The 16,819-nt window shown below is 59.4% G+C and carries 10 protein-coding genes; 8 read left to right on the forward strand and 2 right to left on the reverse strand.

Annotation, left to right across the window (positions count from 1 at the left end; translation table 11 throughout):
• Positions 1-78 precede the first annotated feature (78 nt).
• Entirely contained in the window at positions 79-3,981 is a 3,903-nt protein-coding gene (locus tag CXQ94_RS02485) for a DNA-directed RNA polymerase subunit beta' (protein WP_104086633.1), read from the forward strand.
• Positions 3,982-4,160: 179 nt separating this feature from the next.
• Here the strand turns inward: CXQ94_RS02485 and CXQ94_RS02490 are convergent, their stop codons facing one another.
• Complete coding sequence (locus CXQ94_RS02490) at positions 4,161-5,153, reverse strand: patatin-like phospholipase family protein (RefSeq protein WP_104086634.1); 993 nt, start codon at positions 5,151-5,153, stop codon at positions 4,161-4,163.
• A gap of 434 nt (positions 5,154-5,587) precedes the next feature.
• Between CXQ94_RS02490 and rpsL the strand changes: the two genes are divergently transcribed.
• The 6 genes from rpsL (at position 5,588) to CXQ94_RS02525 (ending at position 14,820) form a co-directional block, all read left to right on the forward strand.
• Entirely contained in the window at positions 5,588-5,962 is a 375-nt protein-coding gene (gene rpsL / locus CXQ94_RS02495; protein WP_038464715.1) for a 30S ribosomal protein S12, read from the forward strand.
• A 1-nt stretch (position 5,963) separates the two neighbouring features.
• Positions 5,964-6,434, forward strand: coding sequence for a 30S ribosomal protein S7 (gene rpsG, locus CXQ94_RS02500; RefSeq protein WP_062007566.1), 471 nt, complete (start codon positions 5,964-5,966; stop codon positions 6,432-6,434).
• Positions 6,435-6,505: 71 nt separating this feature from the next.
• Positions 6,506-8,620 (forward strand): elongation factor G, encoded by a 2,115-nt coding sequence (fusA, locus tag CXQ94_RS02505; protein ID WP_104086635.1) that lies wholly within the window; start codon positions 6,506-6,508, stop codon positions 8,618-8,620.
• Positions 8,621-8,778: 158 nt separating this feature from the next.
• Positions 8,779-9,969 (forward strand): elongation factor Tu, encoded by a 1,191-nt coding sequence (tuf, locus tag CXQ94_RS02510; RefSeq protein ID WP_104086636.1) that lies wholly within the window; start codon positions 8,779-8,781, stop codon positions 9,967-9,969.
• Positions 9,970-10,104: 135 nt separating this feature from the next.
• Positions 10,105-10,581: an SRPBCC family protein gene (locus CXQ94_RS02515; protein ID WP_104086637.1), complete on the forward strand. Its 477-nt coding sequence runs from the start codon at positions 10,105-10,107 to the stop codon at positions 10,579-10,581.
• A gap of 117 nt (positions 10,582-10,698) precedes the next feature.
• Complete coding sequence (locus CXQ94_RS02525; protein ID WP_181034044.1) at positions 10,699-14,820, forward strand: hypothetical protein; 4,122 nt, start codon at positions 10,699-10,701, stop codon at positions 14,818-14,820.
• Here the strand turns inward: CXQ94_RS02525 and CXQ94_RS02530 are convergent.
• Positions 14,813-16,102: an MFS transporter gene (locus tag CXQ94_RS02530; protein ID WP_258066563.1), complete on the reverse strand. Its 1,290-nt coding sequence runs from the start codon at positions 16,100-16,102 to the stop codon at positions 14,813-14,815. The two genes, CXQ94_RS02525 and CXQ94_RS02530, sit on opposite strands and share 8 nt — an antisense overlap.
• Before the next feature lie 404 nt (positions 16,103-16,506).
• Here CXQ94_RS02530 and rpsJ point away from each other — a divergent pair, with 404 nt between their 5' ends.
• Positions 16,507-16,815, forward strand: coding sequence for a 30S ribosomal protein S10 (rpsJ, locus tag CXQ94_RS02535; protein WP_038464699.1), 309 nt, complete (start codon positions 16,507-16,509; stop codon positions 16,813-16,815).
• Positions 16,816-16,819: the final 4 nt, after the last annotated feature.

The raw sequence follows: 16,819 nt of genomic DNA on the forward strand, positions 1-16,819 counted from the left end.
CACCGCCGTCGAACCCTCACTTCTTCCCGTACCCGCTTAGACATTCAGACTTAGAGAATTAGAGAGAACAGGACCCATATGTCCAGCGAATCCTCCTTCGGCCTCATGCAAATCGGCCTGGCCACCGCGGCTGATATCCGCGACTGGTCACACGGTGAAGTTAAGAAGCCGGAAACCATCAACTACCGCACGCTCAAGCCCGAGAAGGACGGCCTCTTCTGCGAGAAGATCTTCGGCCCGTCCCGCGACTGGGAGTGCTACTGCGGTAAGTACAAGCGCGTGCGCTTCAAGGGCATCATCTGCGAGCGTTGTGGCGTTGAAGTCACCCGCGCCAAGGTGCGCCGTGAGCGCATGGGCCACATTGAGCTTGCCGCTCCCGTAACCCACATCTGGTACTTCAAGGGCGTTCCCTCGCGCTTGGGTTACCTCTTGGACCTGGCACCGAAGGACCTTGAAAAGGTCATCTACTTCGCTGCCTACATGATCACCAGTGTTGACGACGACGCCCGTCACGCCGAGCTGCCGAACCTCCAGACTGAGCACGACCTGGAGAAGAAGCGCATGGTTGATATGCGTGACTCTGACATTGCCACGATCGCCCGCGACCTGGAAGGCGAATTGCAGCGCCTTGAAGGCGAAGGCGCAAAGGCAGCCGAGAAGAAGAAGGCCCGCGACTCTGCGGACCGTCAGATGGCAAACGTGCGCAAGCGTGCGGATGCCGACATCGACCGCCTGGAGCAGGTTTGGGACCGTTTCAAGGGCCTGAAGGTTGCCGACCTCGAAGGTGACGAGGCCCTGTACCGCGAATTGCGTGACCGTTACGGCATGTTCTTCGAAGGTTCCATGGGTGCCGAAGCTATCAAGAAGCGTCTCGAGACCTTCGACATGGCCGGCGAAGCCGAGATCCTGCGCGACATCATCCAGAACGGTAAGGGCCAGCGCAAGACGCGTGCCCTGAAGCGTCTGAAGGTTGTCAACGCGTTCTTGACCACCAACAACAGCCCGCTGGGCATGGTCCTGGACGCCGTCCCGGTCATCCCGCCGGAACTGCGCCCCATGGTTCAGCTCGACGGTGGCCGTTTCGCCACCTCGGACTTGAACGATCTCTACCGTCGCGTGATCAACCGCAACAACCGTCTCAAGCGTCTGCTTGATCTGGGTGCTCCGGAGATCATCGTCAACAACGAGAAGCGCATGCTGCAGGAAGCTGTTGACTCCCTGTTCGACAACGGTCGTCGTGGCCGTCCCGTCACCGGGCCGGGCAACCGTCCGTTGAAGTCCTTGAGCGACATGCTCAAGGGCAAGCAGGGTCGTTTCCGTCAGAACCTTCTGGGTAAGCGCGTTGACTACTCCGGCCGTTCCGTCATTGTTGTTGGTCCGCAGCTGAAGCTGCACCAGTGTGGTCTGCCCAAGCAGATGGCCCTGGAGCTCTTCAAGCCGTTCGTGATGAAGCGCCTGGTTGATCTCAACCATGCACAGAACATCAAGAGCGCCAAGCGCATGGTTGAGCGTTTCCGCCCCCAGGTGTGGGATGTTCTCGAAGAGATCATCACCGAGCACCCGGTATTGCTGAACCGTGCACCTACCCTGCACCGTTTGGGTATCCAGGCGTTCGAGCCCCAGCTTGTTGAAGGCAAGGCCATCCAGCTTCACCCGCTGGTTTGTGGTGCTTTCAACGCTGACTTCGACGGCGACCAGATGGCAGTTCACCTGCCGCTGAGCCCCGAGGCGCAGGCTGAAGCTCGCATCTTGATGCTGTCCAGCAACAACATTTTGAAGCCTTCAGATGGCCGCCCGGTTACCCTGCCTTCGCAGGATATGATCATCGGCTTGTTCCACTTGACCACCAAGCGTGTTGGGTCAGTTGGCGAAGGCCGCATCTTCTCCACCTCTGCCGAGGCCATCATGGCGCACGACGCCGGTGAGTTGCACTTGAACTCGCAGGTCAAGATCCGCCTGACTAACTTTGTGCCGAGCGCCGGATGGGAAGCCCCTGAAGGCTGGGAGCCCGGTCAGCCGGCCATCGTGGCGACGTCGCTGGGACAGGTTATCTTCAACGAGACCCTGCCTGCCGACTACCCGTGGGTTGAGGAAGTTGCCGACAAGGGTCAGCTTTCCGAGATCGTCAACGACCTCGCGGAGCGGTACCCGAAGGTCATTGTGGCTGCAACATTGGATAACTTGAAGGATGCCGGTTTCTACTGGGCAACCCGCTCAGGTGTCACCGTTGCTATCTCCGACATCAAGGTTCCGGAATCCAAGCCGGCCATCCTTGAAGGTTACGAGGTCAAGGCCGCTAAGGTTCAGGCCCAGTTCGACAAGGGCCTCATCGCTGATGAGGAACGTCGTCAGGACCTGATTGACATCTGGAACCAGGCTACGAACGAGATCGCTGATGCGATGCGTGCGTCCTTCGCCGAGTCCAACACGATTAACCGGATGGTTTCTTCCGGTGCCCGTGGTAACTGGATGCAGGTTCGCCAGATTGCCGGTATCCGTGGCTTGGTAGCTAACCCGAAGGGTGAAATTATTCCTCGCCCGATCAAGTCCTCTTACCGTGAGGGCCTGTCGGTTTTGGAGTACTTCATTGCTACTCACGGTGCCCGTAAGGGTCTGGCCGATACGGCTCTGCGTACGGCTAACTCCGGTTACTTGACGCGTCGTCTGGTTGACGTTTCGCAGGATGTCATTGTTCGTGAAGACGACTGTGGCACCGAGCGTGGCTTGACTCTGCCGATCGCCGTGGTTGACTCCATGGGCGAGTTGCAGCTGCACGAGGAAGTTGAGAACAGCGTTTACGCTCGTACCTTGGCTGCCGAAGTTGTGGATGCAAGCGGTAAGGTGCTGGCTTCGGCTGGCGACGACGTCGGAGACGTTCTCATCGCCGAGCTGTTCGCTGCCGGTGTTGCCGAGATCAAGGTCCGCTCCGTGCTGACCTGTGAATCAACTGTTGGAACCTGTGCACTGTGCTACGGCCGCTCCTTGGCAACCGGTAAGACGGTTGACATTGGTGAGGCTGTCGGTATTATCGCTGCTCAGTCCATTGGTGAGCCCGGTACCCAGCTGACCATGCGTACCTTCCACACCGGTGGTGCTGTTTCTGCCAGCCGTGGCGAGGATATTACCCAGGGTCTGCCCCGTATCCAGGAGCTCTTCGAAGCACGTACCCCCAAGGGTGTCGCGCCGATCGCTGAGGCTGCCGGTCGCATCAACATTGATGAGTCCGAGCGCACCATGCGTTTGATCCTGACACCGGACGACGGTACCGAAGAGATCGCTTACCCGGTTCTGCGCCGTGCCCGCCTGCAGGTTGTCGATGGCGAGCATGTTGAGGTTGGTCAGAAGTTGGTTGTGGGTGCTGTTGACCCCAAGCAGGTTCTGCGTATCCTGGGCCCGCGTGCCGCACAGAAGCACCTCGTTGAGGAAGTTCAGCGCGTTTACCGCAGCCAGGGTGTAGGTATCCACGACAAGCACGTTGAAGTTATCGTGCGCCAGATGCTCCGTCGCGTGACGGTCATCGAGTCCGGCGATTCCAACCTGCTGCCCGGTGAGCTTGCCGAGCGCGGCCGCTTCGAGACGGAAAACCGTCGCGTTGTGTCCGAGGGCAAGAAGCCGGCATCGGGCCGTAACGAGCTCATGGGTATCACCAAGGCTTCCTTGGCTACCGAGTCCTGGCTCTCCGCTGCTTCCTTCCAGGAAACCACTCGCGTCCTGACGCAGGCGGCAATGGAAGGCAAGTCGGACCCGCTGTTGGGTCTGAAGGAGAACGTCATCATCGGTAAGCTGATCCCGGCTGGTACGGGTCTGCCGCGCTACACCAACGTTACGGTGGAGCCGACCGAAGAAGCCAAGGCCAATCTGTTCACCGGTCCGAGCGCATTCAGCGACTTCGACTACGTGGGCGGCGCAGGCGATCTTGGTGCCGAGTTCCGTGCCATCCCCCTGGATGACTACGATCTGGGAACCAACTTCTCCGGCTAGTCCCCAACTCCTCCCCGTTACTGGGTCGCTAGCGACCCAGTAACGGGGACCCCTCGGAGTTGTGGGCCCACACGCCCTCTTAGGACGCGGGGCCCAGCAGTTGCACGAACGGCGGTGAGTCACCCTTCGCGGGTGGGTCACCGCCGTCGTGCTTTAACAAAACGCTGGCTCACCGGCGGCTACATGGTGTAATTGCCGGCCTGCCACTTTTGCCAGTCCCAGGTGCCAAGGAACTTGTTGCCGCTGCCCAGGCCCTTGGTGAACAGGGTGGACTTGTCGCTGGCAGCAAGATGAAAGTCAGTGGCCTGGTAGGGGGAGGTGTCAACGAAAATGGTCCGCGAGCTGGCCTGCGGATTATCGACATAGGCACTGTCGTGGGCGCTCATCATGGTGCTCAGCAATGACTTGGCAAGCTCAATGTTGTTGCTGTCCGGGCGCCAGTCTTCGGTGCGAATACTGGTTGGCCCGGCGAGCTTTACCCCGAGAGTTGGCCACCGTGCAGGCTTCCCGTCCGTTCGATCAAAGATGGACAGGGGGAAGTTAGAAAGCAGACCGCCGTCCACGCACACAATGTGGTCGTGACCGGTGACGGCTGAATCCGCCAGCATCTGCCACGGACGGAAGAAGAACGGGATAGAGGCCGAGGCCCTGATGGAGTCCGCCACGGGCAAGGAATCCGGGTCGACACCAAGCAGTGTTGCGAAGTCCCAGGGGAGGCGTAGCATCAGGCCGCGTGAAACGTCGGAGACTATCACCACCAGCCGGTACTGCTGTTCCGGGGGTAGGGAACTGCCCGGATCGGAGTCCTTCAAATCTCCCCACGTGCGGACATTATGCGCGGCCAGTGTTGTGGAAATCCATTGGTGCATGAATTCTCCGGCGAACAGTCCCTCATGGATGAGGAGCCCGGCCACGTCATCCAGCAGCGGAACCTTCTTCAGAAGCCCGGCGCGGTCTTCGAATTGTGAAAAGTCCAGCTGATCCATGATGTCTTTCACCCCGGCCGGGCTAATTCCGGCTGCCAGGAAACTGGCCACGATAGCACCCGCTGAGGTGCCAGCAACACGGTGAAAATTGTAAGGATCGCTGTGGTTGGCAAGGGCCGTGACCGCGCCCACCAATCCGGAGCCTTTGACTCCGCCGCCTTCAAGGACCAAATCTGCATCAGCCATGACGCACCTGAGCTCTACTTTTGTGCCGCTCCATAGAGGGGTGTCGCCGTCAAACCAGGCCTGCCGGCGGCATGGAGTAATTAGAGACTGCGCCGGTGTGAGTCAGGTGTCAAGTAGATCTGTGGTACCGATTCGCTCCGTGGCGTGAGGCCATGGTAATGTAGTGAGTAATTGTTAGTGTGGCAGTGGATAAGAGTATTAGTTTTGACGCTCAGGCGTTCAAAGCGGATACGGGTCCGGGTTGTACGGTTCTTGTACAGCAGATGCCACATTTTTGCATGCCTAGGCGCTGTGAAGTCGCCGAGTCTGCGACTACCAGTAAATGGCTCTTCCTTGACGGTTTAGTGACGGTTACGCCCCGTGTGTAGCGGTTGTTCGAACCCGAGGGAAAGCGACACGAGAAACAACTCGAGAAAACAACGGAGAACACGAAAGTGCCTACGATTAACCAGCTGGTCCGAAAGGGCCGGACACCCAAGGTCACAAAGACCAAGGCTCCCGCATTGAAGGGCAGCCCCATGCGTCGCGGCGTTTGCACGCGCGTTTACACCACCACCCCGAAGAAGCCGAACTCGGCTCTGCGTAAGGTCGCACGTGTGCGCCTTAACGGTGGCGTGGAAGTTACCGCTTACATCCCCGGTGTAGGCCACAACCTCCAGGAGCACTCCATCGTGCTCGTCCGTGGAGGCCGTGTTAAGGACCTTCCCGGTGTTCGTTACAAGATTGTCCGTGGCGCATTGGATACCCAGGGCGTTAAGAACCGCAAGCAGGCTCGTAGCCGCTACGGTGCAAAGATGGAGAAGAAGTAATATGCCTCGCAAGGGTCCGGCCCCCAAGCGGCCGCTAGTTGTAGATCCCGTATACGGCTCCCCGTTGGTCACTCAGCTGATCAACAAGGTTCTCGTTGACGGCAAGAAGTCCACCGCAGAGCGCATCGTTTACGGTGCACTCGAAGGTGTTCGCGAGAAGACCGGCAGCGATCCCGTTGCCGCTCTGAAGAAGGCCATGGAAAACATCAAGCCGAGCCTCGAGGTGAAGTCCCGCCGTGTTGGTGGCGCCACCTACCAGGTTCCGGTTGAGGTCAAGCCCGGCCGTCAGACTGCACTGGCCTTGCGCTGGTTGGTTGGTTACTCGAAGGCTCGCCGCGAGAAGACCATGACCGAGCGTCTGCGCAACGAAGTTTTGGATGCCTCCAACGGTCTTGGTGCCGCTGTAAAGCGCCGCGAAGACACCCACAAGATGGCCGAGTCCAACAAGGCCTTCGCCCATTACCGCTGGTAACTAGAGCCGGATGTGTGCCTACGGCGACCCCGTAGGCACACGCAAGCTCATCTCTAGAAAAGGGAGACAACGTGGCACAGGAAGTGCTTACAGACCTTAACAAGGTCCGCAACATTGGCATCATGGCCCACATTGATGCTGGCAAGACCACTACGACTGAGCGCATCCTGTTCTACACGGGTGTGAACCACAAGATCGGCGAAACCCACGACGGCGCTTCGACGACCGACTGGATGGAGCAGGAGAAGGAACGCGGCATCACTATCACGTCTGCCGCCGTGACCTGCTTCTGGAACAAGAACCAGATCAACATCATTGACACCCCCGGCCACGTTGACTTCACGGTGGAAGTTGAGCGCTCCTTGCGTGTTCTCGACGGCGCCGTTGCTGTTTTTGACGGCAAGGAGGGCGTTGAGCCCCAGTCCGAGACCGTTTGGCGTCAGGCTGACAAGTACAACGTTCCGCGTATTTGCTTCGTCAACAAGATGGACAAGCTCGGTGCTGATTTCTACTTCACGGTAGACACCATCATCAACCGCCTCGGTGCCAAGCCGTTGGTTATGCAGCTGCCGATCGGCGTCGAGAGCGAATTCACCGGCGTCGTTGACTTGCTGACCATGAAGGCATTCGTCTGGGCCGGTGACTCCAAGGGTGACGTCACCATGGGTGCCGCCTACGAAATCCAGGAGATCCCCGCCGATCTTCAGGAGCGTGCCGAAGAGTACCGTGCAGCCCTCGTAGAGGCAGCTGCCGAGTCCTCCGAAGAGCTCATGGAGAAGTACCTCGAGGGCATTGAACCGTCCATCGAGGAGCTGAAGGCTGGCATTCGCAAGCTGACGGTTAACTCCGAGATCTACCCGGTCTTCTGTGGTTCTGCCTTCAAGAACCGCGGCGTGCAGCCCATGCTTGACGCTGTCATTGACTTCCTGCCGAACCCGTTGGATGTTGGCGCAATGATCGGTCACGATCCTCGCGACGAGTCCATCGAGATCAAGCGCGAGCCGAGTGAAACCGAGCCGTTCTCGGCTTTGGCTTTCAAGATCGCCACGCACCCGTTCTTCGGCCAGTTGAACTTCATCCGCGTGTACTCCGGTAAGGCAACTTCCGGTACCCAGTTGATGAACTCGACCAAGGGTAAGAAGGAACGTATTGGCAAGCTCTTCCAGATGCACGCCAATAAGGAAATGCCTGTAGATGAGATCCACGCGGGTCACATCTACGCAGTGATCGGCCTCAAGGACACCACCACCGGTGACACCTTGTGCGATCCGGCAAACCAGATCGTTCTTGAGTCGATGACCTTCCCCGCTCCCGTGATCTTCGTTGCCATTGAGCCGAAGACCAAGGGTGACCAGGAGAAGCTCTCCACGGCTATCCAGAAGCTCTCCGCTGAGGACCCGACGTTCACCGTCAACCTCAACGAAGACACCGGCCAGACCGAAATTGGCGGCATGGGCGAGCTCCACTTGGACATCCTTGTGGACCGCATGCGTCGCGAATTCAACGTTGAAGCCAACGTTGGCAAGCCGCAGGTTGCGTACCGCGAAACCATCAAGCGCGCCGTCGCCAAGCACGACTACACGCACAAGAAGCAGACCGGTGGTTCAGGTCAGTTCGCTAAGATCCAGATCGCTATTGCGCCGATGGATACTGCTGAAGGCGAAATGTACGAGTTTGAGAACAAGGTCACCGGTGGCCGTGTTCCTCGCGAATACATCCCCAGCGTTGACCAGGGCATCCAGTCCGCACTGCCTGATGGCGTGCTGGCCGGCTACCCGATGGTTGGCATCAAGGCCACGCTGCTCGACGGCGCGTCCCACGATGTTGACTCCTCCGAAATGGCCTTCAAGATCGCCGGTCGCATGGCGTTCAAGGAAGCCGCTCGGATGGCCAACCCGGTTCTGCTTGAACCGTTGATGGAAGTTGAAGTCCGCACCCCTGAGGAATACATGGGTGAAGTAATCGGTGACATCAACTCTCGTCGTGGCCAGATGCAGTCCATGGAGGACGCCAGCGGTGTCAAGGTCATCAAGGCCCTGGTTCCGTTGTCCGGCATGTTTGGCTACATCGGCGATCTGCGGTCCAAGACCCAGGGTCGTGCCGTGTACTCGATGAAGTTCGACAGCTACTCTGAGGTTCCGAAGGCTGTAGCCGACGAAATCATCCAGAAGGCACGCGGCGAGTAGTCGCACCTGTTGTTGGGGTCTGTTGAGGCCTAGGCCGAAACAGACCCCAACACCAAGCAATTTCTTAAATATCAAAAGCCCCCAGTAGACTTATTTTGATTTCAGTGGCGAACAGCGCTACTGAGAGTAAGTTTTCTAAAATGTTCTAGGAGGAACCTGTGGCAAAGGCAAAGTTCGAGCGGACCAAGCCGCACGTTAACATCGGCACCATCGGTCACGTTGACCATGGTAAGACCACGTTGACGGCTGCCATTTCCAAGGTACTGTACGACAAGTACCCGACACTCAACGAGCAGCGTGATTTCAGCTCCATCGACTCGGCTCCCGAGGAGAAGCAGCGCGGTATCACGATCAACATCTCCCACGTTGAGTACCAGACCGAGAAGCGCCACTACGCACACGTAGACGCCCCCGGCCACGCTGACTACATCAAGAACATGATCACCGGTGCTGCCCAGATGGACGGCGCTATCCTGGTGGTTGCTGCGACTGACGGCCCGATGGCCCAGACTCGCGAGCACGTTCTGTTGGCCCGCCAGGTTGGCGTTCCCTACCTGCTGGTCGCACTGAACAAGTCCGACATGGTTGATGACGAAGAGCTCCTGGACCTCGTGGAGATGGAAGTTCGCGAACTTCTTTCCTCACAGGGCTTCGACGGCGACGAGGCACCTGTTGTCCGCGTTTCCGGCTTGAAGGCTCTCGAAGGCGATCCCGTATGGGTCAAGTCCGTTGAGGACTTGATGGATGCAGTGGACAACCACGTTCCGGACCCGATCCGCGACAAGGACAAGCCGTTCCTGATGCCGGTCGAAGATGTCTTCACCATCACCGGTCGTGGAACCGTTGTTACGGGCCGCGCCGAGCGTGGAACCCTTCAGATCAACTCTGAGGTTGAGATTGTCGGAATCCGTCCGGTCCAGAAGACCACGGTTACCGGTATCGAAATGTTCCACAAGCAGCTCGACGAGGCTTGGGCCGGCGAGAACTGTGGTCTGCTGCTCCGCGGCATCAAGCGCGAAGACGTAGAGCGTGGCCAGGTTATCGTGAAGCCGGGTTCCATTACCCCGCACACCGATTTCGAAGCCAACGTCTACATCTTGGCTAAGGATGAGGGCGGGCGTCACAACCCGTTCTACTCCAACTACCGCCCGCAGTTCTACTTCCGCACCACGGATGTTACCGGCGTCATCACCTTGCCTGAGGGCACGGAAATGGTTATGCCTGGCGACAACACCGAAATGACTGTCGCGCTGATCCAGCCGATCGCCATGGAAGAGGGCCTCGGCTTCGCTATCCGCGAAGGCGGCCGCACCGTTGGTTCAGGTCGTGTCACCAAGATCATCAAGTAATTAATTACTTAGATCGCTAAAGTAGGGTCCCCAGCTCCGGCTGGGGACCCTACTTTTTTGCCCATCGCGAGCCAACTGGAACTGATGGCAAAGAATTCCGTGGCCCATGCAACCGTTTGAGATAAGGACCCTGTGATGCCCCAAGTAGTGGCAGAACGCTTCATTGACATAGACCCGGAGACTGCTTTCGCGCTCTCCCAAACCACAGGGGCCTTTCGACTGCGATGGGATCCCTTCATCCATGCGCAGGGCTTCCTGGACGGTGCCGCCAAGGCGGGCAAGGGTGTGCGCACCCGGACGCGTTCGAGGATGGGGCTGCTGATGGTGAGCGAGTACGTTTCCTACCTTCCGCCCAAGAATGTCGGCATGAAGATGGTCCAGGGCCCCTGGTTCTTTGAACAGTTCGGTGGGGGATGGCGGTTCACGCCCGCCAAGGGTGGCACCAAGGCCGTCTGGAAATACACCTTCTCCTGCCGGCCGGCTTGGCTGCGTTGGGTCGCCGAGCCCGTGGGTGCCTGGCTGCTTGGCCGGGAGATTGAACGGCGTATGACGGCGTTTGCCAGGGCGTGCCAGAACCCGGTCCTCGTGGCAGAGTTCAAGGCGCTGGAATAGGCAGACATGGAGTGAGTCGAAGGTGATCCGCGGGCTTTACTCCACTTGATAGTCTTATGGTGTTTGGCGGGTTGAAAGACCCAAGCTAGCGCTGCAGTCTTAACAAGGGGATGAAGAATGAGCCAACGACCGCCAGAGCCACGGCTACCAGCCGCGAGCTTATCCTCGGCACAGCTCAACGAGGCGTATCGCCGTGGCTATCTCGACGGGCACCTGGCTGGCTGGCGGGACGCGGTTGCACCAAAACCCTCCGCACTCCAAGCCGTGAAAGCTGCACAGGCACAGCAGAGGCTGCCAGGAACCACGGTGCCGATCCCGGCACGGCCCCAGCACTACCAGCCCGCCCCCATGCAGCAGCCGTTCTTCCAAGGCCAACAGCCGCATAGTTTTCGGCCACAGCCACAGCCACAGCCACAGCCACAGCCACAGCCACAGCCACAGCCACAGCCACAGTCTTTTGTCACGCCACCTGCCGCCGCGGATTCGGCCGCACTGGCTGCTGCGAAGTCCAAGCGTGAAACCCAGAACATCAATATCACCTTGTACATTGCCAGCCTGTTCATGGTTGCTGCCGCAGCGCTCTTTGTGGCAAGTTCCTTGCCAGTGCCGGCCAGGTTGGTGGGAGTCTGGCTCGGGACAGCAGTTTTTTATGGGGCCGGTCTGGTGCTCCATTCGAGCGTCGCCCGCTTGCGCCCCGCGGCCGTCGCGTTTGTTGGGACTGCACTGGCGATTGTCCCGTTTGCCGGACTGGCCACCTATGATTTGGGTTTCCCCAACGCCCCCGGTGTCTGGCTGTTCACCTCCGTGATCGGAACGGCGGCGTACTTCGCGGCTGCGGTGAAGTTGGAAAGTCGGCTCGTTGTTTACCTGTCCATGGCGTTTCTGGTATCTACTGCGTGGTCTTCAGGCGCCGTGCTGGGCGCGGCCCTTTCCTGGTACTTCACTGCACTGATCCTCATCTCGGCGTTGTTGTCCTTGACCGGGCACATTCTGAACAAGCGCACGGGCGGCGGGTCGTCAAGGATCGGCTTCTTGACTAAGCCGCTTTCCGAGCTTGGACCGTGGTTTGCCCCCGTGGGCCTAGTGAGTTCCCTCGTGTTCTCTCTGACCCTGAACGCGGCCGATCACGCCCTGGTCCTGCTCGCTGGTGCGCTCTATTACGCAGTCATGATTTGGGTGGATGCTCCGGCGCTGCGCCGCTGGAACTATCTTGGCCTTCGTTTCTCCTTGACGCTGGTTGCCCCGTTTATCGGGTGGATGCTTGGTGGGTCTTTCGTGTTCGCTGCAGGTGCCGCGACGCTTGGATTGGCTGCACAGCTGGTGATCGTTTCGTATCTGCGCAAAGCCATAGGTAGTGGCTTGGGGACACCGAGTTGGCCTAGGTACGACGTCTATCTTTGCGTTCCGCTGACAGCGGTACTCTCAGTTGTTTGGAGCATCGGGATTGGACATTCTGCGAACGACGCCGGCACTTGGGTCTGGAGCCCCGCAGTGCCATTGGTCGTTGGCTTGCTTGCGGTCATGGCGGCCGTTCCGGCCTGGTTGCCCCGAGGAGAGTGGCTACCCTTACCGGCGCTGGCCGCTCCAATCCTGGTTAGTGACATGTTGAGTGCTCAAGATTGGGCACTGATTTTGGCTATCGCCTTGGTATACACCGTGACCCGGTTCCTGACGTCCTCGGTCGTCTGGATCCGGCGCACGATGCTATTTGCTGCCCGGATTCTTGTCACAGGCTTGATAGCCTCCTCCATGGCTGCCTTGATACCAGCGCAGGCGGGCAAGACTGAGGTCATCGTTGCGGTGATCGCGGTAATCGCTGCCGGCCAGCTCGTTGCAGATACCTTGATTGGAAAATATGGCATTGCGAATCCAGTGACGGCAGTCTCCGGCACTGTTTGGGCCGTGTTGGGCACTGTTCTGGTGGTGGGCCTAGCTGGTGCCGCTACAGCAGTAACGCTGGCCAGCGCTGGTTCTTTGGGGCTTGCACTCCAGCTCGCTTTTTTGCTGGCCGTTCTCGCCATGGGCGCCGCCGTCTGCACACACTCGGCGGTGTTCCTGCCACGGGATGGACGGTATGCCGTTGCCGAGATCATGGCTCCGGTGTTCTTGGTGGTGGCCAGTTTCAGTGCAGGAGCTGTCTTCGGCGCCGCCGGGGCCAGCATTGGCGTGGGTGGTTTGACGCTGTTCCTGGCGACCGCAGGATGGCGCCTGCGTGCGGAGGCAATGCCCATGCATCGATGGTTGTATTGGTGGGGAGCTAGGGCGGCCTCTTTGCTGTTGGCAGTCGCCATGTTCGCGCTGTGGCAAGAGCACGAAGGAGCACCATCAATAGGAAACGCTGACGTTTCCCTTGGCATGCTGCTCTTGGCTGTCCTTGCGGGGCAGCTGATGATCTTGGCCGCGGCGAAGTGGAACTCCCGCACAAACGATGCGTTCTCCTTCGATGTTTTCTTCACCGCTGCCCTGACAGTGGTGGTGGCATGGACGCAGATCGTGTTCGGCGTCAGTGGCCAATGGAGCGAAACGCTTTCGATCGGTCTAGTCGTGGCTGCTCTGGGCCTGCTGAGTTGCGCTTACGCGCTGCGTTCACCGGGTCCTGACCCGGCCCAGTGGGTGGCACCTCTGGCCACGGTAGCTGTCGCATCCATGACGTTGCAGACCACCTTCACCTTCGAGATTGCTGCGGCACTCATGGTGGCGGCCTCCGCCCTCTGTGCTCGCCGCGGACTCGGTCACCGGATCCGCAGTGTCCACTTCCTGTTGGCAAGGGCCGTGGCGAGCGCACTGATTGTTGTTGTGGCCACCGCGATGACGGACAGTCCCACCACAGCCGCCCTGGTGTTCAGTGCCGTGATGCTTGTCCAGCTGGGTGCGCAGCGGATGGCTGTAGTTCCAACCGTGGCAGCCGTCGTGGGGGAGCCCCGGGTAGTGCGAATAAGTTTGTGGCTGCTCTTGGCCGCGCAGGTGATTGCCCCCATTGCCTATGTTGCTGCCACTGGAGGACTTGAACCCCAAGGCTCCGGCTACCGCTGGGTGGTCGTCTTGGAGCTGATCCTTATGGCCGTCTCAGCTCTCATGGCCCAGTCTGCGTTTGGCCAGCGTGGAGCGTCATACCTGGGTATCCTCGCGGTGGTGGGCGCTGCGTCCGTCATGGCTCCGGTGCTCTGGCCGGGTATCACCACGTTGATATTGGCTGGTATTTGTGTGGCAGCGATCGTGTGGCGTTGCCTCCACGTGCCCACCACCACGGAGATGCGTTGGTATTGGCTGGCTGCCACGGCGGCATTCTTGCTCACTGCCGTGGTTGTGGACAGCGGGGCTCCGCCCGGGGCCTTTGCGGTCATGTGGTTTGTCTCAGGGCTGGCTTTTGTTGCCGCCGAGCAGGTCCAACGGCTGCCGTGGTTGACGCTACCGGGAGCCGTGATGGTCTTTCTCGCTGCGATCCTGGTGCGTGGGCAGCTACTTGAACTGGGCCAGGCCTTGGGCGTGGCCGCATTGGCGGGCTTTGTCATGGTGGTGGGCGGGCTGTACATGGCTAGGCTGCTTCTCTGGGATCTGCCCACGGCTGTGCCGGCGCAGCGCTGGAGCCTGGTGGTGGTTGCGCTGGGTGGAGGTGTGATCTTCGCTGTTCTCGCCATGGCCGATCGGGGTGTGATCCTTGGCGGTGCCGTTGCTTTCACGGCCGTGGCCGTCCTGGCCTGCTTTGAGGCGCCACCGCTGTGGCGTAAAACCACTATTGATATTTCTATTGTTGCAACGGCGTTGATCTGGTTCATTGCCAGTACCGTCTACGTTGACCTTGGTGTGTTTTGGTTTGTCCAGTGGTGCGCCGTGGCCCTCGGCGCACTCGCGCTCCTGCGGTATGTAGCCAAGCAACCCCGGGCCGGACGGGCTTTGCTGATGGCATCAGGATCGCTGGCGTCCTTTGGTGGGTTGCTGACGATGTTTAGCGGCGAGCCACTCCCGCAGCTAGTGTCGCTGCTATTGTTCGTGGCACTTCTGGTGGTGGGCCTGAGCGTGGATGAACGTATGTTCACAATATGGGGCGCAATAGGTGTTGTGGTGTCCGTGCTCTGGTACTGGCGGGGCTTCACCTTTGTTCTGTTGGCAGTACTGGCCCTGGCTCTGATTGGCTTGGCCGTCTGGCGCCTGAATCGGAAGAAGCCGCACGACGCCGTCACCGGAACTCCGCCGCCCGGGACCGTTCCCAGCGGGCAGAGTCCCGGAGACGCTATTTGACGCCCTTGACTTGGCCCACGGCGATGGCTCCAGCCAGCGCCGTGATGCCGGAGACCAGAAATAGCCAGGTGAATCCGCCAGTAGCGCTGACCACCAAGGCCCCCAGCATGGGCGCGAACGCTTGGGGAACTGTCAAAGCAATGTTCATAATGCCAAGGTCCTTGCCGCGGGAGAGTTGATCTGGCAGAACTTCCGTGGCCAGGGCCTGGTCCACCGAGAGGAAGCAACCATAGCCAAGACCTAGCAGCGCGGCCGCCACGGTGGCAGCTCCAAAGGTGGGCACAAAGGCCAGGATCAAGGCGGCCACAGCCTGCAGCACCGATGCGATGAAGACAAAGGAGCGCCGTCGCCCCAAACGGTCCGACAACCTGCCAAGCCACAGCGAGGCAACAATGACGAACACCATGTAAACAAGCGTGAGAATGATGAGCGAGTTCTCGGCGTCGTCCATATGGAGCCCGTACATCAAGAAGTACAGCAGCAGGCTCGTACCAAAGGCGTTGCCAAGATTGACCAGCACGCGACTAAGCAAGGTCCAGCCAAAATCGGGGAACCGGCGCGGGCTGATCCACATGCCGTCGATTAGCGAGCGAAAGGTCAACGGCGCCATGAGACCACGGGGGAGAACCGCATCAGGGACGAGCAAGAGGAACGGAAGCCCCAGTAGCACCACCAGACCCGCCATGAGGGCGTAGCCGGCAAAGGTACTCAAGGCCAGTGCGGTGACAAGGACCAATCCGGCGATGATGCCTATTGCCTGCGGCGCGGAAATCCAACCTGAGACGTAGCCTCGTTGGGTGACGGGCACCTGATCCGAGATGGTCGCCGTCAACGCCGCCGTCAGCACACAAAAGAACGTGCTGGCAACGACCCAGCAAATCCCGATGCCCAGGAGCGAGGTCTGTAGGCCCAAAATGATCAGCGCGGCGGCGAAGCCCGCGGTACCGAACGCAATCCAGGGCCGTCGTCGTCCAAAGCGGGATGTGGTGCGGTCCGAAAGCGCGCCGGTGAGCGGGTACGCAATGAGCGCGAACGCCCCGGCGATACCCGAAATGTAGCCGAAACCCAGAACATTTTGAACCCAGTCAGAAGCGTCCAGGAAGCGCTCAACTTGCAAGGGCAGGAGCAGCTGCACCGGCGTCAGCTGCGCAATCCAAACGCCAAGCCAGCTCAGCGCGAAGAGTGTGATCCATCGGCCGCTGACCCTTCGGGTGGGAACGGCGGACAGCGACTTCATTTGCGCGGGATCAAACACCGCATCACTATTGGTGACATTGCTCACTCCTGTAGCTTCTCATGCCCGTCAATACAGGGCCGACTGTGCGGAGTTGGGGAGCCTACAACCCCGGCAGTTGGCGTTTGCGCCGATATTCCGGCATACTTATTGAGTTGTTCAAGTGCTTTTTCGTGTCCCGGTCGAGATAATGCTCGATGCAGGGTCCAAGTTGAAGCCCAAACATAACCCACCTTCGCAAAACATGCGGGTACGTGCGTGATCTGATCGCGACACGCCCGACCGCGGGGGTCGGAGCTTCGGTTGATTGAGGAACCCGGAACTATCCGGATTCAGTCGATTGGAAGCGTGGCTGGAAGTGCCACATTTGAACAGGAAAAGTAAACAGCGTTTACGTCAACAGCATCGCTCCTATCAGGATGCTTCGTTACAGGAAAGAGAGTCACGACGCCATGGCGGGACAAAAAATCCGCATCCGGCTGAAGTCATATGACCACGAGGTCATTGACGTTTCGGCTCGGAAGATCGTTGAGACGGTCACGCGCGCAGGCGCAACAGTAGTTGGCCCCGTGCCGCTGCCCACCGAGAAGAACATTTACTGCGTAATTCGTTCGCCTCACAAGTACAAAGACAGCCGCGAGCACTTTGAAATGCGCACGCACAAGCGTCTGATCGACATCATTGACCCCACGCCCAAGGCGGTGGATTCGCTTATGCGTCTCGACCTGCCGGCCGACGTGAACATCGAAATCAAACTGTAGGGAG

The sequence above is a fragment of the Arthrobacter sp. GMC3 genome (genome assembly GCF_002929305.1).
Classification (GTDB): domain Bacteria; phylum Actinomycetota; class Actinomycetes; order Actinomycetales; family Micrococcaceae; genus Specibacter.